The sequence below is a fragment of the Hymenobacter ginkgonis genome, assembly GCF_009755225.1.
Classification (GTDB): Bacteria; Bacteroidota; Bacteroidia; order Cytophagales; family Hymenobacteraceae; genus Hymenobacter; species Hymenobacter ginkgonis.
The window spans coordinates 233405-258152 of sequence record NZ_WQKZ01000004.1; the positions used below are offsets into that span (position 1 = coordinate 233405).

Sequence of the window (24748 nt, forward strand, 5' to 3'; positions counted from 1 at the left end):
GGGCGCTGTGCATTTCAGGAGGCTGATAGGGAGCCAGGTGTATTGGCAGCAGGCGGCGCTGGTTTGGGCCGGGGTAGCCCTGCTCGGAGCTAGTAGTTGCGAGCCTGGCCGCCCCACCGCCCAAGCGGCCGTGCCGGGCACCGCGCAGCCCGCCAACTTCCCAAAAATGGTGTACGAGCTGGCCAAAAACCAGCCCAACGCCGCTACGTTTGCGCTGGGCCGGCAATTGTTTTACGATACCCGGCTATCGAGCAGCGGCACGGTGTCGTGCGGCTCGTGCCACCAGCAAAGTCGCGCTTTCACCGATGGCCAAGCGCTGGCCGTGGGGGTAGGGCACCGCCTCAGCACGCGCAACGCCCCTACCCTGCAAAACATGCGCTGGCGTCGCGGCTTCATGGCCGATGGCGGCGTGCTGGGGCTGGAATTGCAAGCGCTGGCCCCCCTCACAAGCGCCGTAGAAATGAATACGCCGCTCGCCACGGCTCTAGCCAAGCTCAACGCCGACCCAGACTACCGCCGGCAATTTGCCGCCATCTACGGGCCCCGAGAGATTGATACGCCGCAGTTTTTGCGGGCGCTGGCGCAGTTCACGGCAGCCCTTACGTCGGCCAACTCGCGCTACGACCACTACGTGCGCCACGAGGCCGGCGGAACCCTTACCGCGCCCGAGCTGCGCGGCCGGGCGCTGTTCGTGGTTAAGTGCGCGGGCTGCCACGCCACCGATTTATTTACCGACGAGAGCTTTCGCAACAACGGCCTCGACCGCGCGTTTCCGCACGATTCGGGCCGGGCACACATTACTAGTCACCCCACCGACGCGGGCCGCTTTAAGGTGCCCAGCCTGCGCAATGTGGCCCGCACGGCACCCTACATGCACGACGGCCGCTTTGCTACCCTGCCGCAGGTGCTGGCCCACTATGCCCACGGCGTGCAGCCCTCCCCTACCCTCGACCCGCTGCTGCGCCAGCCGAGCGGGCGGCTAGGCATTGTCCTTTCGGCACAGCAACAGGTTGATTTACTTACCTTTTTAAATACCTTGACTGATAGCGCCTTTCTAGCAAACCCGCAGCTAGCACCGCCCCAACCGCCTGGGCTGGCCACCGCTTTTAGGGCACCTAAATAACCAGCTGGCTCTTCGCAACCAGCTGGCTAGCCACCGCCGAAACTAACTGCCCTGGCTTCGTCGTTGTCGACGCGGCCGTACCTTTTGCCCTTCTTTCCCTACCCCCGCGCTATGCCACTACGAGCTACTGTCGTTTCTTACTTGGGCGTGCTGCTGGGCGTGGTGGCGCTGGGCGCGGCGAGCTGTAGCAAAGGCGGCGGGAGCGGCGAGGAAACGCCTACCCCCACTGCGCCTACCGCCTACGCGCTGGCCGTGCCGGCGGGCTTCCCTACCCCCGTTATTCCGGCCGACAACCCGCTGACCAACGAGGGGGTAGCACTGGGCCGCATGCTGTTTTACGAGAAAGCACTGTCGAGCACTGGCACCATGGCCTGCGGCTCGTGCCACCAGCAGAGCAAGGCATTTACCGATGGCCTAGCCTTTGCGGTGGGCGTCGACGGCGTGGCCAACCCGCGCGGCACTATGTCGCTCACCAATGTGCTCTGGAGCAGCCAACTAACTTGGGACGGTGCCTTCACTACGCTCGAAACGCAGGCACTCAAACCCCTCGAAAATTCAATTGAGTTGCACCAGCCTCTTACGGTGGGCGTGGCCAAATTGCAGGCGACCAAGCTCTACCCTCCGCTGTTTCTGGCGGCGTTTGGCACCAGCACCATCACCAATGAGCTGGCGCTGAAAGCCCTGGCGCAGTTCGAGCGCACGCTGATTTCGGGCAGCTCGCGCTACGACAAGTACATGGCTACCCGCCAGGGCTTTACTGCCGATGAGGTAGCGGGCTTGCAGCTGTACACCACCCATATTTCGCCGGGCAAGGTGCGCGGGGCCGAGTGCTTCCATTGCCATACCCAGCCGCTGATGTCGTCAAATTACGAAGGCAAATTCTTTAACAACGGCCTCGACCTGACTTTTGCCGACCCTGGCCGCAGCGGCGTCACGGGCGTGGCCGTAGACAAGGGCAAGTTCATTGCCCCTACCCTGCGCAACATCACGCTCACGGCGCCCTACATGCACGATGGCCGCTTCAAGACCTTGGAGGAAGTACTCGACCACTACTCCGACCACGTACAAATGGCTAGTCCCGGCCTCGATAATAACCTGATTGAAGGCATCAACGACCCGCCTTTCGGCACCCACATGGACCTCACGGCCACCGAAAAAAAGCAGGTAATCGCCTTCCTGAAAACGCTGACCGATTCGACGTTCATCGCGGATAAGCGGTTTTCGAATCCTTTTTAGCCAGAGTCGGCAAATGCTCCAATTAATACTCTTAACCCACAGGTTGGCTTAGGAAGTTATCCGCTGCATAAGCCGAGCGCAACTGCCTTCCCGCCCAAAGTGCTTGCTTAAATCAAGCTGGGGAATCTGCAGTCGCTTCTTTTGCGTATCTCCATCGATAATCCTACGCAATGTTGCTATTGTTCGATTGATGGCTCTTTCAATCTGACTTATGGGCTTGCCAAGTGCCGCCCGTTGCGAAGGTGCTGAGCTGCTAAACTGGCTCTCCCTGGAAATTTTCTCCTAAAAAATGGTCTATCTGCACGCTCGTTACGCCGTCTCCCACCCCCACCTTCTGCGCTTTTTACCCACTGCTCTGCTCGCAGTGGCTCTGGCGGCGGGGCATCCCGCAGCGGCTCAGGCCCCCCCAACCGTCACGCACATTGGCACTATCCAGGGCACCGGGGCGGCGGCTACGCCCGGCACCTATACCATTGAGGGCATCGTCACGGGCGTTTATCCCGGCTTGAATCCGGGCGGCTTTTACGTGCAGGAAGCGGCCAATGCTACCGATGGCAACCCCGCCACCTCAGATGCGCTATTTGTGGCGCAGCCCGCCGCCACAGTACAGGTAGGCGATAAAGTGCAGGTAACGGGCACGGTGCTGGAAAGCGCCGAGCAACCCTCTTTCAATCAGGCTGTGCTCACGACACCTACTATCAAAGTAGTAGCTAGCAATGCCTCGCTACCCCCCTTTACCATCTTAACTAACAGTACCTTCAACAGCTCACTACTCGAGCCTTATGAAGGAATGCGGGTGCAGTTTTCAGCGCCGCTCACGGTAGCCGAAAACTACAGCCTAAAGCAGCGCGGCGAGTTGCAGCTTTCTACCAGCGGCACTCCGTTTCAGCCCACGCAGTTCGTGGACCCCAACGATGAGCCGGCCACCGGCACCCACATTATTGGCAACAGCAACGCGGCGGCCGTCAACGCCTACCAGGCGGCCAACCTCGCCCACGTCATCATCCTAGATGATGGCAGCGCCGCTTCCAACCCCAAACCTATCCCTTACCTCGACCCCGTGCTGCACACCGTGCGCGTAGGAAGCACCATAGCGCAGCTGCGAGGCATCTTAGGCTATGGCTTCAACCAGTGGCGCGTGCAACCGCTGCCGGGAGCCGATGCGCCGGTCTTTCGGGTTGTGCGGCCGGCCGTGCCCAGTTTCGGGGCGCTTGATGTGAAGCTGGCCAGCTTCAACGTGCTCAACTACTTCAATGGCGACGGGCAGGGTGGTGGTTTTCCTACCCCCCGCGGCGCCAAAACGGCCGTGGACTTTGCCCGCCAGCGAAGCAAAATTATCGCTGCCCTCACCCAGATGAATGCCGATGTGGTGGGCCTCATGGAGATGGAGAACGACGGTACCGGCCCCAATTCGGCTTTGCAAGACCTCGTGAACGGCCTAAACAAAGCTATGGGCGCAGGCACCTACGCCTTCATCAACGATGGCGGTGCCACCCAGCAGCCCAACAATACCGACGCTATTCACTGCGCCATTATTTATAAGCCGGCGGCGGTGGCGCCCCTCGGGCCGGCACTAGTAGCCAGCGTAACGGGCGTATTTGAGCGGCCGCCATTGGCCCAGCTCTTCACCACCAAGCGCCACGCGCGCCCCGACACCTTGGGCCTGGTAGTCAACCACTTCAAGTCGAAAGCCAGCGGCAATGGCGTCGATGCGGACCAAAACGACGGCCAGGGCGGCTCCAACGACCGGCGCCGGGCCCAAGCTCAGGCCCTGGTCAAGTTTATCAACCAAACGGTGCGGCCCGCAGGGGCCAGTCGCATTATTTGCATCGGCGACTACAACGCCAACTACGAGGAAGACCCTATCGACATTCTGCGGGCGGCCGGGCTAGTGGCAGCTACCCCCCCTAATAGCGCCTCGTTCGTGTTTAAAGGCCTCACAGGGTCACTCGACCACTGCATCATTACCCCCAACATGGTAGGGTTTATCGACGTGCAGAAATGGCACATCAACTCCGGCGAGCCGGCCTTTCTAGAGTTTGACCAAGCAGGCGAAGCCACAGACGTTAACAGTCCCTTTCGTTCTTCCGACCACGACCCAGTGCTGATTGGCGTGCGGTTTTTGGGCATTGCCAATTCCTCGACTGGCACCAGCGGCAACCGTTTGCTAGTATATCCTAGCCCAGCTACCGGCCCGGCCGTTTTTCACCTAGCCAGCGTTGTGCCGCCCGGCGTGAGCCCAGTTATATTGGAATTTTACCTGCTAAAGGGCCAGCCGCTGCTGCGCCTTACCGGCACGGTGTCTATGCTGCAAACCGAGTTGGGCCGCTACACGGCGCACCTGGCACCGGGCATCTACTTGCTGCGCTTACAGGGAAAAGGACTCAACAAAACCCAGCGCGTGATAAAAGACTAGCATCTGCTGCTGCCCTACCCCCTCTGGCTTATCGCAGGGGGTAGGGCAGCTTATGAAATCATAAAACTCCTGCCTATCAATCGAAAAAGCCCCACTTGGATTACCAAGTGGGGCTTTTTCGATTGGCATAAAAGTCAAGCTACTCAATCCACGTTGTCGTGCAGAAAGCGGTTATCGCCTAGCAATTCGTTGTCATCCGAAAGGTTAAAACGCGAGATATTTTGCGCGCTGCTCGGCGTTACAGGCTCTAGCTTTTGGCCGCGGCGCAGGTAAGCGGGTGTGTCGAGGTGGTTGGTCGCCTCAGGCGATAGGCCTTGGTTTTGGCTCAGCTGCTGCAAGCGGCGGCGGCGTTCTTCGGCCTGCGCCTCTAGCACTGCTGGGCGCGGACGCGGTGCGTGGGGCTGCGGTGCAGGCGCGGGGCTACCCTGCCCTTGGCTCGATACCAGCACGGGGTCGCCGGGGGCCGTAATGGGCGCACCCGACAAGCCCGTTTGGCCGTTGGATACGGCCGGGCCGTTGAGGTCAAACGTTACGCGGGCGGGCTCGGGAGTCGCTGGCACCGTGAAGCTGGGCACCATCGAAGCCGGCTGGCTCTGCCGCTCTTTTTCAAAAACTACCGGCTGCGGCTCGGGTGTGGGGGTAGGAGCCGCAGCTACTGGCTCAGAAACTACTTCGGTGCGCGAGTTGGCGCCGATGTTGTGCGCTTCCCGAGCAAAGCCCGTGGCAATCACCGTCACGCGGATGCTCTGGCCCAGCGAGTCGTCGATGCCGTGGCCAAAAATCATCTCAGCGTCGGCACCCGCTTTCCCCTGGATGTACTCGGTGATTTCCGAAAGCTCGTCCATCTCCAGCTCGGCCTGGTCGCCCGACATGATGCTGAGCAGAATCCGCTGCGCACCCTGGATATCGGTGTTGTTCAGCAGGGGCGAGTTTAGGGCCTCCTCGGCAGCGCGGCGGGCGCGGTTTTCACCCTCCGTGATGGAACTGCCCATTACGGCAGCTCCCGAGTCCTTCATCACCGTTTTCACGTCTTCAAAGTCGACGTTTACATCGCTGGTTACCGTGATGATTTCGGCAATCGACTTGGCGGCCGTGGTCAGCACGGTGTCAGCCTTGGCGAAAGCTAGGCCCATCGTAAGGTTGCCATAAAGCTGGCGCAGCTTATCGTTGAGAATTACGAGCACTGTATCGCAGTGCTCGCTTAGCTCTTTAATGCCCTGCTCGGCCTGCTCGCGCTTCTTTTTGCCTTCAAATAGGAAAGGCGCCGTTACGATACCAACCGTCAGAATATTAAGCTCTTGCGCTACTTGCGCAATAACCGGCGCAGCGCCCGTGCCCGTGCCGCCGCCCATACCCGCCGTGATAAACAGCATCTTAGTACCGTTGCTCAGCAAATCGCGGATTTGCTCACGCGATTCCATAGCAGCTTGGCGGCCCCGCTCGGGCTTGGCGCCCGCCCCGAGGCCCTCCGTGAGGTCTACCCCAATCTGGAGCTTGTTGGGCACGGTAGAGCTTTCCAGCGCCTGCCGGTCGGTGTTGCAGATAATAAACTCCACATCCTTGATGCCCTGCTTGTGCATGTGCTTCACGGCGTTGGAGCCCCCGCCCCCTACCCCAATCACCTTAATGATGGAGCGATTCTGAGAAGGAATATCGAAGGTAAAATTCATAATGTCAATTAGGAATGAGGAATGAGGAATGAGGAATTAAAAATTAAGAAAGCGAGCGGCGCACGTAATTCTTAATTCCTCATTCCTCATTCCTAATTGAATTTTAATATTGTTTATCGTCAAAGTCATCAATCAAAATCCCCTTTAGCTTGCGCGTAATGTCCCCCAAGAAACCCACTGCTTTGCTGGGGCCTTTGGGCGGCTTAGGAGCCTCGGGCACGGGAGCAGGGGTAGGGGCGGCCGGTGCCGTGAAGCTGGGCACGGCAACCGGAGCAGGGGCCGCCACCGGGGGGGTAGCCTGGTAGCTGTAGTTGCTGTGCGTCTCCTCCTCGCCGTAGCCGGGGCGAGCCACGCTGCGCTCTTCTTGCGCCTGGTAGCCAGCCAGCACGAGGCCTACGCCGGTGGCGTGCATCGGCGACTTCACGGCTTCGATTTTGCCCTTACCCAAGTGCTGGTTGGGGTAGCCAATGCGCGTGTCGAGGCCGGTAAGGTACTCGGTCAGTTGCTCCAGGTTCTGAAGTTGCGAGCCACCACCCGTCAGCACGATGCCGGCCGAAAGGTGCTCGTGCAGGCCCATGCGGTAAATTTCGGCGTAGGTCAGCTCGATAATCTCCGACATACGCGCCTCAATGATGTAGGCCAAGTTCTTGAGCGACACCTCCTTGGGCGGCCGGTTTGGCAAGCCCGGAATGCTCACAATTTCGTAGTCGGAAGCCTCTTCGGCAATCGCCTTACCAAATTTTACCTTCAACTGCTCGGCCTGGTTGGGCGTCACGTTGCAGCCCTGCTTGATATCCTGCGTGATGATGTTGCCCCCAAAGGGCAGCACCGCCGCGTGGCGAATAATACCATCCTTAAACACCGCCAAGTCCGTGGTGCCGCCGCCAATGTCAATCAGCGCTACCCCAGCTTCTTTTTCCTCGTCGCTCAGCACCGATACACTCGACGCCAGCGGCTCCAGAATAAGGTCGGCAATGGCCAAGCCAGCCTTGGTCACGCACTTGTTAATGTTGTTAATCGCCGCGCTCTGCGCCGTGATAATGTGAAAGTTACCCTCCAAACGCACGCCGGCCATGCCCACGGGGTCAGTTACGCCACCCTCAAAATCTACTTTGTAGTCCTGGGGCATCACGTGGATAATCTGCGAGCCGGGCGGCGTCACCAAGCGGTACATGTCGGCCGTTAGGCGGTTCACGTCGTCTTGGGTAATCTCATTGTCGCCGCTGGGCCGCGTAATGGAGCCGTTGTGCTGCAACGATTTGATGTGCTGCCCAGCAATGCCCACGTTCACTACCCCAATATCAATGCCCGACTGCTCCTCCGCCTGCCGAATGGCACGCTTAATGGCATCTACCGTTTTGTCGATATTAAGGACAATACCGCGCTGTACCCCCTCCGACACAGCTTTGCCCATGCCCAAAATTTCGAGCTTGCCGTACTCGTTTTTACGCCCCACCAAGGCGCAGATTTTAGTGGTACCTATGTCGAGTCCGACGACGATTTTATCCTGTTGCATGGGTGCGGAGCGAGCGGTGAAAGAGCAGACGCTAAATTACTTAGCTAATTTTGTAAAATTTAAATCTTTGGTTCACAAGTACTTGCTACTCGCAAATTATTTGATTTTGGTATTCGACGTTTACGCGATGGTACGTATCCCATCCTAAAACTGAAGGAATTTGACGGTAAAATACCATCAATTTGGCGAATTTTCCAGAAATATCTTCCGGTGGCCCGAACTCTATACGTTGGTCGCCTACCTGCTGCGTGAAGCTGAGCTTACCGCCCGGCTCCACGAATACTTCGGCCACTTGGGCCCGCCAGAAGGGATGTTCGTCGACATAACGCAAAAAATCGAGGTAGCCACGACCGGTACTGTCCTGAAAAAAGCGGTTTGGTAAAGCCCCGCCACCGGCCCGGCTCACCGTGGCCACTCGGGCCGTGTAAAGCGGCGAAAGCGGCAGTCGGTTGCCATCGGCGTCGACGTAGGTATCGAGGCGGTCGTCGGCGTGCACGAGGCGCGCAATGGGCCGATTCTGGTGGATGTCGGCGTGCAGGTTGCCCGCCAAGTCGCGGTATACTTGCGCATCACGCACGAATGGGTGCGCCTTTAGGCGGCCCTCTAGCTGGCGCAGGCGCGGGCCCTCGGGCACCGTTCCAATTACTGGTTCCTTACCCCCATTCGTAAGCAAAGCCGTGACGCCCCGCTCGCTGATAAAATAATTATCAAATTCGTTGGCTATGTTTACCACAATCGACTGCACTGGCCGGCGCGCCTGCCGCAATGCCGCAAACGCAGCCATCAGGCCCAGCCCAATTAGGCAGGCAATGGCGACGAGTAAGTTGCGGACATTTTTTTCCATACTATTTATTTACTAAAGCAATTACGTTTTTTATGGCTTAATTATCAAAGTATTTAAGCTGACAATTGCTATTCTTAGGTAAACTTGCAAACACTATTTACCAGTAATTTTAGTGCGAGAATTATCCCGCAAACGTTGCTAAACCTAGTATTACTCGAGCTTTAAATTTTACGGGTTAAGTATTCTTTTTAATTGCGGTACCAGCGCATCAATATCACCCGCTCCTACTGTTGCCAGAATATCAAAAGTAGGATTAAGTTGCGCGTTTTCCAATACTTGTGCTTTGGTTTGCAACGATTTAACTGGTGCAGTAATGGCAGCTAGCAACATAGCCGATGAAATACCAGGCAAGGGTAATTCCCGAGCTGGATAAATATCTAGTAATACCACTTCGTCAGCCAAGCTTAAGCTGCTTGAAAATTCCTCGGCAAAGTCGCGGGTGCGGGTAAATAAATGCGGTTGAAAAATAACTCGCACTCTTTTTTCCGGATACAAAGCACGTAACGAACGCAGGAATGCTTCTATTTCGCGAGGATGATGCGCATAATCGTCTACGTATACCTGGGTAGGGCCGGTTACGACAAATTCGAAGCGCCTTTTCACGCCGCGGTAGGCCGCCACAGCCTCAATTAGTTGCGCTTTTGTAAGCCCAAATAATTGTGCCGCCGCTGCCGCCGCCAGCATGTTTTCCACGTTGTGAAAACCCGGCACCGCCAATTCCAATTCGTGCACTACCCCCTCAGAACCGTGCAAGTCAAAGGTAAATTTATGGCCGCTGGCTGCAATATTATCCGCAAATAAATCGGGTCCTTGGGCGGCCGTTAGGCCGTAGCGCAGCACCCGCGTGCCGGCGGGCACGGCAGCCGCCACGCGGGCATCGGCAGTATGGTTGAGTAGCAGCGTACCACCGGGTTTTAGCTGGCTAACGAACTGGCAAAATGAATCAATTAGTGCGTGCTGGTCGCCGTAAATATCGAGGTGGTCGGCATCGGTGCTGGTGACGATGGCCACGTCGGGATGCAGCGTGAGGAAACTGCGGTCATACTCGTCAGCTTCTACTACTACCGGCGCGTCGGCACTGCGCGGCAGCAACAAATTCGACCCTAGATTTACCGAAATACCGCCCAAGAAAGCCCCTATATCGAGGCCTGCGTGGTGCAGCAAATGCGCTACCATGCTGCTGGTAGTGGTTTTGCCGTGGGTGCCCGCCACCGCAATTGTTGGCCGGCCTTGCGTGAGCACGCCCAGCACTTGGCTGCGCTTGCGAATGTCGTAGCCCTGCTCGCGCAGCCACTGCCATTCTTGGCTGGTAGCCGGAATGGCCGGCGTGAGCACCACCAACGTCTGGTCTTTATTAGCGCGGATTTCGGCCGGGATATTTGCTACTGCGTCCGTAAAATGCACGGCAATGCCCTCGGCTTGCAACGCCTGGGTAAGCGGCGTTTCGGTTTTATCATAACCGCTGACCTGGTGGCCGTTGGCTTTAAACCAACGCGCCAGTGCCGACATGCCAATGCCGCCAATACCGAGAAAAAATATGTAAGGGAATTGCTGCATCTTGTAATTCAGAACGTCATGTTGAGCATGACGTTCTTTTCAATTTTTCATTCTATTTCGCAATCAGCTTAAATAACTCGTCAACAATGGTGGTGGTGGCATCGGGATGCGCCAATTCCTGCACGCGTTGGCTGAGTTGCTGCTGGCGCTCGGGGTCGGCCAGCAGGCGCAGGGCCTCGTCGTAGAGCCGGCTGGCAGCGTGCTCGTCGGTGATGAGCACGGCGGCACCTTTACTCACCAAAGCCAGCGCATTCTTCGTCTGGTGGTCTTCGGCCACGTTGGGCGAAGGCACCAAAATGGAAGCCTTGCCCGTTAGGCAAAGCTCTGATACCGAGAGGGCACCCGCACGGCTAATGACCACATCGGCCACCGCATAGGCTAGGTCCATGCGCCGGATAAACTCCAGGGCTTGTAAATTGTCAGTAGCATAAGGGGCTGCCTGCCGTTGTGCCTCGGGGAAATACAGCTTTCCGGTTTGCCAGAGCAGCTGCACGCCGGCCTCGGGGAGGCGGGGTAGGGCCGCGGCCGTAGCCAGGTTGAGCGTGCGCGCGCCGAGGCTACCGCCTACCACGAGCAATGTTTTCTTCGCTGGGTCAAGGTTAAAAAACTTCAGCGCTTCGGCCCGGCTGCCGTGGGCAATTTCGGTGCGCACGGGGTTGCCGGTCAGCACTATTCTGTCGGCTGGGAAAAACTTTTCCATGCCCTCATAAGCCACGCATATTTTGCTCACGCGGCGGGCTAGCAGTTTATTCACTAGGCCAGCGTAGGAATTCTGCTCCTGAATTAAGCTTGGAATGCCTCGCGAGGTGGCCGCTAGTAGCACTGGCGCCGACGCGTAGCCCCCTACCCCCACCACGGCGTCGGGGCGGAACTGCTCAATTAATTTCCCTGCTTTGCGCACCGAGCGGAATACGCGCACGGGAAACATCAGATTCTGCGGTGTAAGGCGGCGTTGCAAACCCGTAATATCCAACCCTACAATGGTGTAACCAGCTTCGGGTACGCGCGTCATCTCCATGCGGCCATTGGCGCCCACAAACAGAATTTCGGCGTCGGGCAGGCGCCGCCGAATTTCGTTGGCAATTGCCACCGCCGGGAAAATATGCCCGCCCGTACCGCCACCGGAGATGATGAATTTCATACTTTTTACTTCGTAATATTTTGCTTGTTTGCCATTGCTTTAACAGGTTTGCAACGACCGCAAGTGTTACGCATACTGCGCGCGCTTGCTCGGAATGCGTGGCGTGTCGGCGGGCTCGCCGGCCATGGGGCGGGTTTCGCGCTCGCCGCGGCTTACGGCCAGAATAATCCCGATGCTCAGCCCAGTGAATACCAGAGAAGTCCCCCCCATACTCAGCAGGGGCAGGGGTAGGCCCGTAACGGGGCCTAGGCCCACGGCTACCCCCATATTCACCATCGCCTGCAAGACCAGACTAAAACTTAGCCCCGCCGATAAAAGGCCGCCAAAAGCCCCCTGGCTATTCATGACAGTTTTTAAGCCTCGATATAAAAAAGCGAGGTATAAAAACAGCACGAACAAGCCGCCAATCATGCCATATTCTTCGATGATAATGGCGTAGATAAAGTCAGAATACGGGTGCGGCATAATATTGCGCTCGGTGCTTTTGCCGGGGCCTTTGCCGGTGAGGCCGCCGGTGGCAATGGCGATGAACGAGTGTTCGAGTTGGAAAGCCGGCTTTTTATTGGGGTTTGAAAAGCTTTCCATCCGCGACTGCACCGTTTTCCAGCGCTGGCCCGCTACCAGCCCTACCCCCCCCAGAGTAGCCCCGATGAGCACCATGACCAGCATTTGCTTGAGCGGCACGCGGCCGATAAACATGAGCAGCAAGCAGGTAAGGAATAGCAGCAACGCCGTAGACGCGTTCGACAACACAATAAGCCCGCAGATAACCCCAACCCACAGCATCACCGGAAACAGCGTGCTCCAGAAGTCGTGCAGGTGCTGCTGGCGGCGGCTGAGCATGCTGGCCAAGTGCGAAATCAGCGCTAGCTTGGCCAAGTCGGAGGGCTGAAACGTTTGGTTAATAACTGGAATTGTGAGCCAGCGCGAAGCACCGTTCGTTTCGCCGCCCATCACGTAGGTAAACAGCAACAGCGGCACCGACAGCAGCAGCGCGTAGAGCGACAACCGCGAGTAGTGGCGGTAATCGATGCGGTGGGCCAGCCACATTAGGCCCAACCCTAGAAATATTAAGCTACTGTGCTTCAGCACAATCAACTCGGCCGAACCGGCCCGGCCGTGCAATTCATTGCGGTACGCCAGCGTGCCGGTAGCCGAGTACACGACTGCGATGCTGATGAGCGAAAACAGAATTACGATGGCCCATAAAATGGGGTCGCCCTTGAGGTTGCGTTGCAGCCAAGTAAGACGGGTAGTAGCTTCCATAAATCGCAGGTTTTGCAGCTTAAACTGATGGCACGGATTCGGACGGGGGTAGGGCCCACGCGGCGGCCGCAAATTGCTGGCCCCGGTCCTCATAATTCTTAAATAGGTCGAAACTGGCGCAGCACGGCGATAGCAACACTACTTCGCCCGGGCTGGCCAGGGCGGCGGCGCGCTGCACTGCATCAGCCATGCTTTGGGTTTCTTCGAGGTGCGGCACTACCCCCTCGAAAGTGGCCCGCAGCTTGGCATTATCGACGCCCAAGCACACCAAAGCTTTCACTTTTTGCTGGGCCAGTTCCACAATTGAGGTGTAGTCGTTGCCCTTGTCGGTGCCGCCAGCTATCCACACAATGGGGCGCTTAATGCCGTCGAGCGCGTACCAAGCGGCTTCTACATTTGTGGCTTTGCTATCATCAATATACTGCACCTCATCCAGTTCGCGAATTAGCTGCAGGCGGTGGTCGGCGTTTTTGAACGTAGCGAGGGCAGCTTCAATCTGCGCTGGCGAGGCGCCGGCCACGCGGGCCGCCAAAATAGCCGCCGCCATATTCTGGTGGTTATGCTGGCCGATAAGCGGCGAGTTTTCAATGCTCACCTTATCGGGATGCCGGTCCTCGATGGGCAGGTGCACGCGCAGCGTACAATCGTCTTCGTAGTAGCCAGCCAAATGGTAATCGGGCCGGTGGTGCAGGCTAAACGGCAGCACAAATGCCGTCATAAAAGCCGTTTTCAGGAAGCGACCAATGTTGTCATCATCCGCATTATAAATCAAGTAATCATCCAGCGACTGGTTCTGCGCAATGCGCAGCTTGGCCTCCGCATATTTTTCCAGCGAGTACTCGTAGCGGTCGAGGTGGTCGGGAGTAATATTGAGCAGCAACGCTATCCAGGGGCGAAAATCCTGCACATCATCTAGCTGGAAGCTGCTCAGCTCCAGCACGTAATAGGCATGCTTGTCCTCAATTACTTGCTCGGCGAGCGAGTAACCAATATTACCTGCTAGGCCGACGCTCAAACCTGCTTCTTTCAGCAAATGATAAGTAAGCAGCGTGGTCGTGGTTTTGCCGTTGGTACCGGTAATGGCTACAAACCGCGCTTTGGTGTAGCGGCTGGCAAATTCAATTTCGGATATAATCGAAACAACCTTTTCGCGCAGAGCCTTAATTACCACCGCTTTTTCTGGAATACCGGGGCTCTTAATTACCAGTTCGGCGAGCAAAATTCGGTCGAGCGTATGTTGGTTTTCCTCGAATTCTATGCCGGCATTCGCCAATTTTTCTTTGTACGCTGGCTGAATGGGAGCGCGGTCGGATACGAATACCGTGTAGCCTTTGGCCTGCGCCAAAAGCGCGGCTCCTACCCCGCTTTCAGCGGCTCCTAGAATAACAACGAATTTTTGCACAGTGGTAAAAGAATAAAAGGGGAATTGCCAGGCGCTACCCTAGCGCAACTTTAAGGTAACCAAGGTAATAACAGCCAGCATGATGCCCACAATCCAGAACCGTGACACGATTTTGCTTTCGTGGTAGCCCAGTTTCTGGTAGTGGTGGTGCAGCGGCGACATGCGCAGCAGGCGGCGGCCTTCGCCGTATTTGCGCTTGGTGTATTTAAACCAGCTTACCTGCACGATAACTGATAGGTTCTCAATCAAAAACACGCCGCACAACACCGGAATAAGCAGCTCTTTGCGCACGATGAGCGCCAGCACCGCGATAATGCCGCCTAACGCCAGCGAACCCGTATCGCCCATAAATACCTGCGCGGGATAGGAGTTGTACCATAAAAAACCAATGCAGGCTCCTACAAACGCGGTACAGAAAATAACCAGCTCGCCAGAATCTGGAATAAACATGACATCCAGGTAATCAGCCAGTAAGGCGTTGCCGCTAACAAAGGCAAAAATGGCCAGCGTAATACCAATAATGGCCGAAGTGCCTGCCGCCAGGCCGTCGAGGCCATCGGTAATATTGGCGCCGTTGCTAACGGCCGTGATAATGACAATGACGATGGGGATGTAGAGCAAGCCGTAGAGCCCTTTGAACACGTTGCCGGCCTGCGCAAACAAGTCGCCGTAATTCAGCTCGTTGTTTTTCATGAACGGCACGGTAGTTATCATCAGGTGCACATCGCTGAAAACCTTGCTGGCATCGACAGCCGAAATCTGGCCGTTGGGCAGCAGGTATTCGCGCACCGTTACTTCGTTGCTGTAGAATAATACCCAACCCACAGTCAGGCCCAACCCAATCTGGCCCAGCACTTTAAACCGCCCGCTCAGGCCTTCTTTATTTTTGCGGAAAACCTTGATGTAGTCATCCAGGAAACCAATCAGGCCGAGCCACACGGTGCTGAGCAGCATGAGGATAATGTAGATATTGCGCAACCGCGCAAACAGCAGCACCGGCACTAAAATGGCGAACAGAATAATGAGGCCACCCATGGTTGGCGTGCCTTTCTTCTCGCTTTGGCCCTGTAGGCCGAGGTCGCGGATGGTTTCGCCTACCTGCTTGCGCTGCAAGAGGTGAATAAGCTTACCCCCAAAAAGTTGGGCAATGAGCAAAGAGGTTACCACGGCCAGCCCAGCGCGAAAGGTTGTGTATTGAAACACACCCGCGCCCGGAAGGTGGTAGTGCTCGTGCAGGTAGCGAAAGAGGTAATAAAGCATTTTCTGAATTCTGACTTATAAACTAGGCGTTATGAATTACTTGACTTCGGCGGCAGCTAATTCATACTTTCTAATTCATACTCTTTAATTGGTTTCGAGCAGCGCGGCGCGCAATTCTTCGCGGTCGTCGAAGGGCGATTTTACCCCTTTGATTTCTTGGTAGGTTTCGTGGCCTTTGCCGGCTACCAGCACGAGGTCGCCGGGGCGGGCCAGGGCCACAGCCGCCCGAATGGCTTGGCGCCGGTCAGCAATGAGCTGGGTGTGGGCGTCGGCGGGGGGGGTAAGGCCGGCCTGCATCTGGCGCAAGATTTCGAGTGGGTCTTCGTCGCGTGGGTTGTCGGCCGTTAGAATAACTTGGTCGGACAGCTGGGCGGCCAGCCGCGCCATGATGGGGCGCTTAGCCGCGTCGCGGTTGCCGCCGCAGCCCACTACCGTGATAATGTGCTGCTCGGGTCGGCGCGTCTGGTGCAGGGTTTGCAGCACGTTTTCGAGCGCATCGGGCGTGTGGGCGTAATCGACTAGCCCCATAATGGCATTGCCCAGCACTGCCACGGGCTCGAAGCGGCCGGGCGCCGTCGTGAGGCCCGAGAGGATGGTGAGCGCCTCGGTGGGGTCTTCGCCCAGCAGCACAGCCGCGCCATACACAGCCAGCAGGTTGTAGGCGTTGAACACGCCAATGAGGCGAAAATGCACCTCCTGGCCGTCCATTTCCAGCAGCAGGCCGTGCATCTCATTGGCCACGAGGCGGGCCCGGAACGTGGCCGCTGTGCGCAGCGAATACGTAGCGCGGCGAGCGGCCGTGTTTTGCAGCATCACCGGGCCGCGCTTGTCGTCGGCGTTGGTGAGGGCAAATGCCGTTTTGGGCAGCGCATCGAAGAAGCCTTTCTTGGCCTTCAGGTAATTATCGAACGTGCCGTGGTAGTCGAGGTGGTCGTGGGTGAGGTTCGTAAAAATGCCCCCTACAAAGCGCAGGCCATCTACCCGGTGCTGCGCCACGGCGTGGCTACTTACCTCCATGCAGGCGTGGGTACAGCCCGCGGCCACCATGCGGGCCAGCAGTTCATTAAGCCGAATGGCATCGGGCGTGGTGTGCGTGCTGGCAATAACGGTTTCGTCAATCTGGTTCTGCACTGTGCTTAGCAGGCCGGCGTGGTAGCCCAGCTCGCGCAACAGCTTGTGCAGCAAGGTCGCGCAAGTAGTTTTGCCATTGGTGCCCGTGACGCCGATGAGTTGCAATTGGCGCGACGGATGACCGTAGAACGCGCTGGCGATGGGCCCGAGTGCGGCGGCGCTATCGGCCACCAGTACATAGGTGGTGGCTGGGTTTAGCTCGGCCGGCAGTTCTTCGCACACTACCACCCCTACCCCCTGCTGCACGGCTGTCGCGATGAATTTATGCCCATCGGTGGCCGTGCCACGCAGGGCACAGAAGAGCATGCCTGGCCCTGCCTGGCGCGAGTCGAGCGTGAGGCCTGCCACGGGCGCATCGGGGTTGCCGTGCTGGGCCAGCACATTCACATCGGTTAGTAGGGCAAAGAGGGGTAGGGTACTCATGCGCGTTTGGGACTTTTAACAATGTGGTTTCCCGCGGAGGGCGCAGGGGTAGGCGCAGAAGTGTGCTGAGTCGTCCGAATATCCCGGGGTTCGTTGCTAGTGGGCTTTTTGGTTTTTGAATCTGGCTTGGCAGTAGGCTTGGCTGGTTTTTTAGCAGCCTTCGCAGGGGTCTTCTCAGGCGCGTCTTCCGTGGGCTTGGCCGTGGCAGGCTTAGTCGCCGTGGCAACTTTGGGGGTGCTCGGTTTAGCCTTGGGCGCAGTTGGTTTGGGGGCCTTGGCGTGGCTGCTAGCCTCGGCAGGAATGAGCAGTGTATTCTCCACGATTTCGGTGTGGGTGGGCTCGGGCAGCGCGGCGGGGGTAGGCGCCAACGTGGCCGTCGGGGCCAGCACCAAGCCCACTACCAAGCCGCGCTTAGCGGGCTCGCCGGGTGCTACCGACTGCTCACGCACGCGGCCGGTGCCGGTCGTTTGCACTTTCAGGCCCCGGTTTTCAAGCAGGAATAAGGCATCGCGCAGGCTCAGGCCGTGCACATCGGGCATGCGGCCGGGGCGCGTCACGCTGGTATTAGGCCGCAACGATACCGTGCGGGCCACAAATGCCGTGTCTACGGACGGGGTAGCACGCACCCACTCCTCGCCGCCAGTAGCTTGCGTTTGGCCGGGCAGGCCAATTTTCTGGCAGACTAAGGCAATCTCATCCTGCAAACCGGCGCGCACCAGCGGCACGGGTGTGCGGCGAGCAGGCACCCGGGCTAGCATGGGGCGCTGGCTGGCCTGGTCGCGCGCCATACACTTATCGGCAATGTCGCGGAACACGGGCGCGGCCACATCGCCCCCGTAAATGCGGCCTTTACTCGGCGAGTCAATCACCACGATGCAGCTGTACTTAGGCTTTTCGGCCGGAAAAAAGCCGCAGAAGCTAGTCGAATACGTCTTGGTATACTGGCCGTTCTTGAATTTCCAGGCCGTGCCCGTTTTTCCAGCAATGGTATAGTCTTTAGGCCGAATGGCTTTAGCGGTGCCTTCCAGTACTACCCCCTCTAGCATGGCGCGCAGCTTGGCTAGCGTGGCATCAGAGCAGATTTTGGGGTTCAGCACCTGCGTATCGAAGTGCTCAATTACCTGGTCGGCCTGCTTAATTTCCTTCACAATCATGGGCGCCACCTTCACGCCGCCGTTGGCCACGGCATTGTAGAAGGCCAGCGTTTGCAACGGAGCCAACTTCAACTCGTAGCCAATAGCCATTGTCGAAAGTGAGGTACGGCTCCAACTGGGGTCGCGCGGGTCCTTCACGTAGGGTAGGGCCTCACCGTTCATCTGGAAGCCCAGGGGCTTATCCAAGCCAAACTTCTTGAGGTAGTCGGTGTACCGCGTGGGGTTGCCGGCGAAATGCTCCTGGGCCAACCGCGCCACGCCAATGTTGCTCGATTTCTCAAACACCTGCTGCACCGTAATGCGGCCGTTGGCGTGCGAGTCCGTTTTTACTGCTCCGCCAATAAACATGCGGCCGGGGCCGGTATCCACGATGTCGTCGAGCTGCAAAGTAGGGTCGGCCTCCATCACCGCCATCATCGAGGCTAGCTTAAACGTCGAGCCCGGCTCGGTGCGGCCCTGGTCGGCAAAGGCGTAGTTGTAATCCTCCTTATAGGTGCCGTCGGTAGCCTTGCCCAAGTTGGCTACAGCCTTAATTTCGCCAGTCTTGACTTCCATTAAAATCACGCAGCCATATTTGGCATCGTTGGCTACCAAGGCTTTGTAGAGGGCATCCTCGGCGCCATCCTGCAGGTTGATGTCGAGCGTCGTTTTTACATCATAGCCCGGCTGGGGCTTGACTTCGGTGCCATCGTACACGGGCTTTAGGCCGCCCGGCACGCGCTCAAACAGCGCCTCGCCCGACTTGCCCGCCAGCTTTTGCTGGAAGGTAAACTCCAGACCGGCCCCGTTGCGGTCCTCGTTTACGAAGCCTACCGTGCGCTGCGCCAGCCCACCAAACGGCCGGAAGCGCTTGTCTACTTTCTCAAAAATGACCCCGCCCCGGCGCTTAGCCCGGAAGATGGGCCAGGTAGCCAACTCCTTCTTCTCCTGAAAGTTAATTTGCCGCGAGTTGAGGCGCAGGTAGCGTACCTCGTGGTTGCGGTGGGCATTCACCAGCTTCTGGTAGTACTCTTCGTGGCTGCGGTCGCCGAAAAAATTGGCCAGCTTGCGCGCCAGCGAGTCGGCGCCGCGCTTAAACATGTCGTCGTCCACCACGCCCGGGTCCCAGGCTACCCGGTAGAAGGGCAGCGACGTGGCCATAATGCTCTCGTTATCCGAATAGATATTGCCCCGCGTGGCCGGCACCGGCTGGTAGCTGATGCGACGCTCCTGCTCCAGCGCGCGCCACTTGGCACCCTCTTGGTACTGGATGTGCGAGATTTTCCAGGCGACGGCGCACGAAAAGAGCGCTACCCCCAGAAACGCGAGGCGCACCCGCGTGACAATGGATTTTTTAACGCTGCCTTTCATCGTTTCGAGTTGTTGGAAGCACGGTGGTCACTTCCTTTTTTCACCTTGGCTTCTTTCTTAGCGGATGAACCTTGGGCTGTTATGGACTTTTTTGTACTAATTTCTTTTTTAGGTTTACCCTGCTTCCCTGCGTTACTGCTTCTTACATTTCTGTCTGTCAACTGTTTACTGTCCGCACCCGTTGTTGGTGCCTCTTCGTCGGCTAAGCCGGGTGGAGGGGCCCCAAGTTCGGGCGTGTCGTCATCGGCAGGTAGGCCGAGTTGCTGGCGGCGGGCGCGGCCCTGCAAGGAATCGGCAACGTGGGCAGCGGCCGAATCGCGGGAGGCCCGGGCCGTTAGGGTATCGGCGGTGAGTACGGGCATGGTTTCCAACTCGGCCTCATCGAGGCGGCCGGCCGGCACAGTGATGCGGAAAGGCGGCGATGAGCTTTCAACCAGCCCAATGGCCGCCACCTTGCGGGCCACCTCGCTCTGCTTGCTGGCCTCCATATAATCCGATTTTAGGGTAGTGTAATCAGCGCGCAAATCTTCAGTTTCCTGTTTGAGCCTCTGAATGTTGCGGTTCATGCGGTTGCCGTAGTGCGTATTGCCGATGTAGAGCAGCGTGAGCAGCATCACGAACAGCAGCTTGGGCAAGTAGCGCACCGGCAAGCCTTCCCGAAACAACCCATCGAGCCCAGTAAAGCGGTCGAGCAGCGAAAACAGGCTCCACGAGGAGCCTGGGCTTTGCCTACCCCCCCGCAGCGGGGCCGACCAGTCTTCCTCCGGCTCGGCGGCGGGGGTAGGGCGGGCGGGCTTGCTGGCTGCAGCACGTGCGGGCTCCGGGGTTGGCACGGGTGCGGCAACCGGTATAGGCGCGGCGGGCACCTCTTCTACTGGCACCAAGGGCGGCTCGGGCACACGAGGCCGGACGGTATTGGCGCGGAGCGGGCCAGCGGCCGCAGGACGTATGGTATTACCAGCCATGGCCTTACGCAGGGGTTGAAGTACGAATTGCAATGCGCAGCTTCGCGCTGCGGGCGCGGCTGTTTTCGGCTACTTCCTCGGCCGAGGCTTCCACTGGTTTGCGCGTGAGCGCCTCGAAAGGGAGGCTCACGCGACCAAACAAGTCCTTTTCGGCCTGGCCAAAAAACTTACCTTGGCCAATAAAATTCTTCACCAGCCGGTCTTCCAGCGAGTGGTAGCTCATCACCACGAGCCGGCCACCGGGGCGCAGCACTTGGGCCGTTTGCGTCAGCATTTCCTGCAAGGCCGTCAGCTCGTCGTTTACCTCAATGCGCAGCGCCTGAAATACTTGCGCCAAGTATTTATTCTCTTTGCCCCGCGCTACCACGGGCTGAATTGCTTGCTTAAGTTCCTGAATGGTACGTAGGGCACGCTGGCGACGGGCCTGCACCACGGTAGCGGCCAGCGTGCGGGCATTGGTAACCTCGCCGTACATGCCAAAAATGCGGTGCAGCCGGGCTTCGTCGTAGTCGTTGAGCACGTCGGCGGCGGTGGCAATGGTGTTGTCCTGCGGGTTCATGCGCATGTCGAGCGGGCCGTCGAAGCGGGTGCTGAAGCCCCGCGCGGCCGTGTCGAACTGGTGCGACGACACGCCTAAATCGGCCAGTAAGCCGTCAACGGGCAGGGCGTCGCGCTGGGCTAGCTCGGCGTGCAAGTCGCGGAAATTGGCCCGCACAAACGTGAACTGCGGCCGCGCCAGCTGGGCGGCTTCGCGCTCGGCGGCTTCATCCTGGTCGAAGCTATACAAGTGGCCCTCCGCCAACTGCTCCAAAATGCGCGCCGAGTGGCCGCCACCGCCAAACGTGACATCGACATAGCGGCCACCAGGGCGCAGGTCGAGGCCTGCCAGGCACTCGGCCAGCATCACCGGGCGGTGGTAAGCGGCATCGTTGGGGTAGGTACTCATGCGGCCAGGCCGGGCAGGGCCGGCGTTTCGGGGGTAGTCGCCAAGAACTGCTGGGCCAGTTTAGAGAAGGTGGGTTGGTCTTTTATCAGGTATTCGTCGTAGCGGGTGGGGTCCCATACTTCGCAACGATTGCCGAGGCCCACTATTACGGCATCTTTGTCGAGGCCCGCGTGGCGGCGCATAGAGCCGGGCAAGCCAAAGCGCCCAATACTGTCGAGCTCCACCTCCGCAATGCCGCGGAAGAAGTGGCGCTGAAACTGCCGGTATTCTTCGTTAAACTCGTCTAGGGCCATCACCTTAGCGTGAATTAGCTCCCAGGCCGAGCGTGGATAAAGCACCAAGCAAGGCTCGAAACCTCGCATGAGTATCAGCTGATTGGCATACGTTTCGGGTAGCGCCGCCTTTACCTTAGCCGGCAGCACCAGCCGCCCCTTTGGGTCGAGCTTGCAGTCGTATTCGCCGGATAAGAGCTGGTGCATGAGAAGGAGAGTAGCCAACCCGGGCCAACCCGGCAGGATAACAAAAGTACGAGTTGTTTCAAAAACCCCACCACTTTCTACCACTTTCTACCACGGGTTAGAATACCCTTCAGCGCTTCGCAAATGGCCTTTTTAAGTATTATGCAACGTTGTTGCCTTGCTTGATTCAGCCACTTAACCTCGGTTTCGGGTATTCAAAAATCCAAAACTTAAGGAGCCCGAATTTTTATTTTTTAAGCAACAACGTTGCATTTTCTATTTCATTATTCGCCTGTCTCCTGCTCAGAACCAGCCAGCTACCTCTACTATTGAGCACACTAACTTGCATATAGCGCTGCAAGCAACTAGCAGCTTAAGCAAAGAAGCGAGTTGGGCTTTTGTGTGTAAGATTTATATTAATTTTCGGCATAAATCAATTCTTCTCCTTTGCCCACCCCGCCCGCTTTTTCGGAACCCGACTGCCTGCGTCGCCTCAAAATGGCTGACGAGCGGGCATTCGATGCCTTGTTCCGGCATTATAGCGCGCTGGTGTATCGCTTCGCATTCAGCTACTTAAAGTCGCGGGCAGCGGCCGAGGAGATTGTGCAGGAATGCTTTATCAAGATTTGGGAGAAGCGCGAACAGCTGCACGACGACGTGCCACTGAAAGGCTACCTGTTTACCACGGCGCACCACGCCATTTTGAATGAGCTGCGCCGCGACCAGCACCACTTGCGCCTGCACGGCCAGGTGGCGGCCACGGGCCCAGCCAGCATTGCCAACGAGGCCGAATACCACGAGATGGAAGCGCTCTATCACGCTGCCCTCGAGCGCCTACCCCCCAAGCAGCGCGAGGTGTTTGTGCTAAGCCGGCAGCAGGGCCTATCCTACCCCGAAATAGCCGCGCGGCAGGGCGTATCGGTCAAAACAGTGGAGGCCCATATCGTGCAGGCCCTCAAAACGCTGCGCACGTACTTTCGGCTGCACGGTGGCGGGGTGCTGGGCGTGCTGCTGGCCCTGGCTTTGGGTAGGCGCTAGGTAGGCGCGCTGGGCGCTGGGCGGTCTTAATTCACTTGTCAACTACTTGATTACTTGAGAGGCTGCGTAGCTCCAGCAACTAGGTTAGGCAGCCGTATACTAGCAGGCATTGCATTTGCGCCCGGTGCCGCACTAGACTATTGCCTTAGCGATAGCCAGACTAAAAGCGTATTATCAACTCGAAAGGACGTCATGCTTCGACAAGCGCAGCATGACGTCCTTTCGAGTGGTATTAGCAAATTCTAACAAAATCCAAACATATTTTAAGTAGGGTGGGTCGAGAGTGGGATAGGCTGGTTGCCGCCTGTTCGCCGTAAGAGCCCTTTCTACTTCGCCTATTGCTGATAGAAGTCTGATGCTGAAAACGCTGTTCCTACTGCTACTTTTTTGCCCAGGGCTGGCCCGCGCCCAGGTTAGCCAGCCGCCACCCCCTCGCGCGCCAGCCACCGCGCAAGCTACGCGCACTGACTTACCCCTCAACGACTTGAAAATCGTGTACTTCGGCTCGTCGGTGCCCTATGGGCAGGGCGCTACCGACAAGTACGGCTACACCAGCCGCTACAGCACCTGGCTAGCCCAACGGCACGCGGCCGGCCAGGGAGCGCCCTGGACTACAGCCAACATCTCGGTGCCGGGCGACAACACGGTGAAGGTGCTCGCTCGTTGGAACCGCGACCTGCCGCCGCAAGGCGGGCGCTACGTGCTGTACGCCCTGGCGCTGGGCAATGAGGGCATTCACGGCGGCGGCCAGCCCAAGTTCGACCAGTTCAGGACCAACCTACAAGTACTTATTCAGCAAGCTAAAGCGCAGGGAATAGTACCGGTGGTTACGAACAGCTACACCCGCAACGACTACACGCCTGAGGACTACGCCTTTATCCGGCAAATGAACCTGCTGCTGCAAGCCTGGGCCGTGCCCACGGTGAACCTGCTGGGAGCCGTAGACGATGGCGCCGGCCACTGGGCCACCGGCTACTGGGACGATGCCCTGCACCCCAACGACCTAGGCCACGCCGAGCTGTTCCACGCCCTGGTGCCGTCGCTGTTTGATGCGCTACGGGCCGGCAAGCCCCTGCCCCACCGGCAAGCCACTTCCTACGTGCAGCTGCCGGCGCCCGCGGGGGGTAGGGCCGCCACCATCAGCTTTGTGCCCGAGGCGCTGGTGCACCCGTTCACGCAGGTTATCAGCTTTCGGGCGGCCGCGGCGGGGCGCCTGCTGCTGCTGCAAGACAGTACCACCACAGGCAGCCTGCGCATCGACCCAGCCGGCACACTCACTTACTCGTCGGCCAAAACCGGCCACCTCACCAGCCAGGCCCGCGTGAACGACCACCGCTGGCACACGGCCACGCTCACCCATTACTTTGCCCGCGGCGAAACCATTTTGTACCTCGACAGCGCGTGGGTTGGCAGCGTGCGCGAGCAGCTGCGTACCCGCCAGCTCACCCTGGGAGGCGGCCAGGCACCGCGGGGCGCGCACTACCGCAACTGGCTTTTTTACCGCTCGGGCATGAACACGGAGGAGGTACACGCCTTGGTAGCCGACTCGCTACTTAAGTCTAGCCTGGAGCTATATGCCCCACTCGACGGTCGCCACGGTCCTACCCCCGATTCGTTGGCCAACCTCGCCCAAAGTACCAGTGTGCTCCTCCGTGGCCTTGAGCCGGCGATGCCGCGCCGCGCGCCTACCCCCCGGCGGGCAGCTAAGCGCCCCGCACCCCGGTAGCCAGCATCGAAAAGCCAAGGCTACTGGCCCGGAACACTACTTCGAGCCAGTATTAAGGATATTTCCTTTTGACAATCAAACATTTATCCTGCACTATAAAAAAATTACCGTCCTTGACTAAGGGGG

At 58.2% G+C, this 24748-nt stretch carries 18 protein-coding genes; 5 read left to right on the forward strand and 13 right to left on the reverse strand.

From position 1 onward, the window contains the following. Window positions 1-7: 7 nt before the first annotated feature. The 3 genes from GO988_RS17015 to GO988_RS17025 all read left to right on the forward strand — a co-directional run bounded on the left by GO988_RS17015 (window position 8) and on the right by GO988_RS17025 (window position 4775). Entirely contained in the window at window positions 8-1123 is a 1116-nt protein-coding gene (locus GO988_RS17015; RefSeq protein ID WP_157567744.1) for a cytochrome-c peroxidase, read from the forward strand. A 111-nt stretch (window positions 1124-1234) separates the two neighbouring features. After that, on the forward strand, window positions 1235-2359 hold the full coding sequence (locus tag GO988_RS17020) for a cytochrome-c peroxidase (protein WP_157567746.1): 1125 nt from the start codon (window positions 1235-1237) through the stop codon (window positions 2357-2359). Between the two features lie 289 nt (window positions 2360-2648). Next, entirely contained in the window at window positions 2649-4775 is a 2127-nt protein-coding gene (locus GO988_RS17025; RefSeq protein ID WP_157567748.1) for an ExeM/NucH family extracellular endonuclease, read from the forward strand. A gap of 143 nt (window positions 4776-4918) precedes the next feature. On the opposite strand, the gene ftsZ is transcribed toward GO988_RS17025, so the two are convergent. From ftsZ to mraZ, 13 genes are all read right to left on the reverse strand, one after another. Further along, window positions 4919-6445 carry a cell division protein FtsZ gene (gene ftsZ / locus GO988_RS17030; RefSeq protein ID WP_157567750.1) on the reverse strand — a complete coding sequence of 509 codons (1527 nt, stop codon included), beginning with the start codon at window positions 6443-6445 and terminating at the stop codon, window positions 4919-4921. A 103-nt stretch (window positions 6446-6548) separates the two neighbouring features. After that, a complete protein-coding gene (gene ftsA, locus GO988_RS17035; RefSeq protein ID WP_157567752.1) occupies window positions 6549-7961 on the reverse strand; it encodes a cell division protein FtsA in 1413 nt (470 codons plus the stop codon). An 85-nt stretch (window positions 7962-8046) separates the two neighbouring features. Continuing rightward, entirely contained in the window at window positions 8047-8805 is a 759-nt protein-coding gene (locus tag GO988_RS17040) for a cell division protein FtsQ/DivIB (RefSeq protein ID WP_157567754.1), read from the reverse strand. 168 nt (window positions 8806-8973) lie between these two features. Beyond that, window positions 8974-10362 (reverse strand): UDP-N-acetylmuramate--L-alanine ligase, encoded by a 1389-nt coding sequence (murC, locus tag GO988_RS17045; protein WP_157567756.1) that lies wholly within the window; start codon window positions 10360-10362, stop codon window positions 8974-8976. A gap of 52 nt (window positions 10363-10414) precedes the next feature. Continuing rightward, window positions 10415-11503 carry an undecaprenyldiphospho-muramoylpentapeptide beta-N-acetylglucosaminyltransferase gene (murG, locus tag GO988_RS17050; protein WP_157567758.1) on the reverse strand — a complete coding sequence of 363 codons (1089 nt, stop codon included), beginning with the start codon at window positions 11501-11503 and terminating at the stop codon, window positions 10415-10417. A gap of 66 nt (window positions 11504-11569) precedes the next feature. Beyond that, window positions 11570-12769: an FtsW/RodA/SpoVE family cell cycle protein gene (locus GO988_RS17055; protein ID WP_157567760.1), complete on the reverse strand. Its 1200-nt coding sequence runs from the start codon at window positions 12767-12769 to the stop codon at window positions 11570-11572. A 19-nt stretch (window positions 12770-12788) separates the two neighbouring features. Beyond that, entirely contained in the window at window positions 12789-14171 is a 1383-nt protein-coding gene (gene murD, locus GO988_RS17060; RefSeq protein WP_317164905.1) for a UDP-N-acetylmuramoyl-L-alanine--D-glutamate ligase, read from the reverse strand. Window positions 14172-14210: 39 nt separating this feature from the next. After that, window positions 14211-15431 (reverse strand): phospho-N-acetylmuramoyl-pentapeptide-transferase, encoded by a 1221-nt coding sequence (gene mraY, locus GO988_RS17065; protein ID WP_157567762.1) that lies wholly within the window; start codon window positions 15429-15431, stop codon window positions 14211-14213. An 84-nt stretch (window positions 15432-15515) separates the two neighbouring features. After that, the gene (locus tag GO988_RS17070) at window positions 15516-16985 is read right to left on the reverse strand and encodes a UDP-N-acetylmuramoyl-L-alanyl-D-glutamate--2,6-diaminopimelate ligase (RefSeq protein ID WP_157567764.1); all 1470 of its coding nucleotides are present in this window, start codon (window positions 16983-16985) and stop codon (window positions 15516-15518) included. Then, window positions 16982-19489, reverse strand: a complete 2508-nt coding sequence (locus tag GO988_RS17075; protein WP_157567766.1) for a penicillin-binding protein — start codon at window positions 19487-19489, stop codon at window positions 16982-16984. The genes GO988_RS17070 and GO988_RS17075 overlap by 4 nt, the downstream gene beginning before the upstream one ends. Next, window positions 19486-20454: an FtsL-like putative cell division protein gene (locus tag GO988_RS23830; RefSeq protein WP_198172855.1), complete on the reverse strand. Its 969-nt coding sequence runs from the start codon at window positions 20452-20454 to the stop codon at window positions 19486-19488. The genes GO988_RS17075 and GO988_RS23830 overlap by 4 nt, the downstream gene beginning before the upstream one ends. A gap of 4 nt (window positions 20455-20458) precedes the next feature. Further along, window positions 20459-21400 (reverse strand): 16S rRNA (cytosine(1402)-N(4))-methyltransferase RsmH, encoded by a 942-nt coding sequence (rsmH, locus tag GO988_RS17085; RefSeq protein WP_157567768.1) that lies wholly within the window; start codon window positions 21398-21400, stop codon window positions 20459-20461. Beyond that, window positions 21397-21879 carry a division/cell wall cluster transcriptional repressor MraZ gene (gene mraZ, locus GO988_RS17090; protein WP_157567770.1) on the reverse strand — a complete coding sequence of 161 codons (483 nt, stop codon included), beginning with the start codon at window positions 21877-21879 and terminating at the stop codon, window positions 21397-21399. The genes rsmH and mraZ overlap by 4 nt, the downstream gene beginning before the upstream one ends. A 426-nt stretch (window positions 21880-22305) precedes the next feature. Here mraZ and GO988_RS17095 point away from each other — a divergent pair, with 426 nt between their 5' ends. Both GO988_RS17095 and GO988_RS17100 read left to right on the forward strand, forming a co-directional pair. Next, window positions 22306-22896: an RNA polymerase sigma-70 factor gene (locus GO988_RS17095; protein WP_157567772.1), complete on the forward strand. Its 591-nt coding sequence runs from the start codon at window positions 22306-22308 to the stop codon at window positions 22894-22896. Window positions 22897-23251: 355 nt separating this feature from the next. Then, window positions 23252-24622 (forward strand): SGNH/GDSL hydrolase family protein, encoded by a 1371-nt coding sequence (locus tag GO988_RS17100; protein ID WP_157567774.1) that lies wholly within the window; start codon window positions 23252-23254, stop codon window positions 24620-24622. Window positions 24623-24748 lie beyond the last annotated feature (126 nt).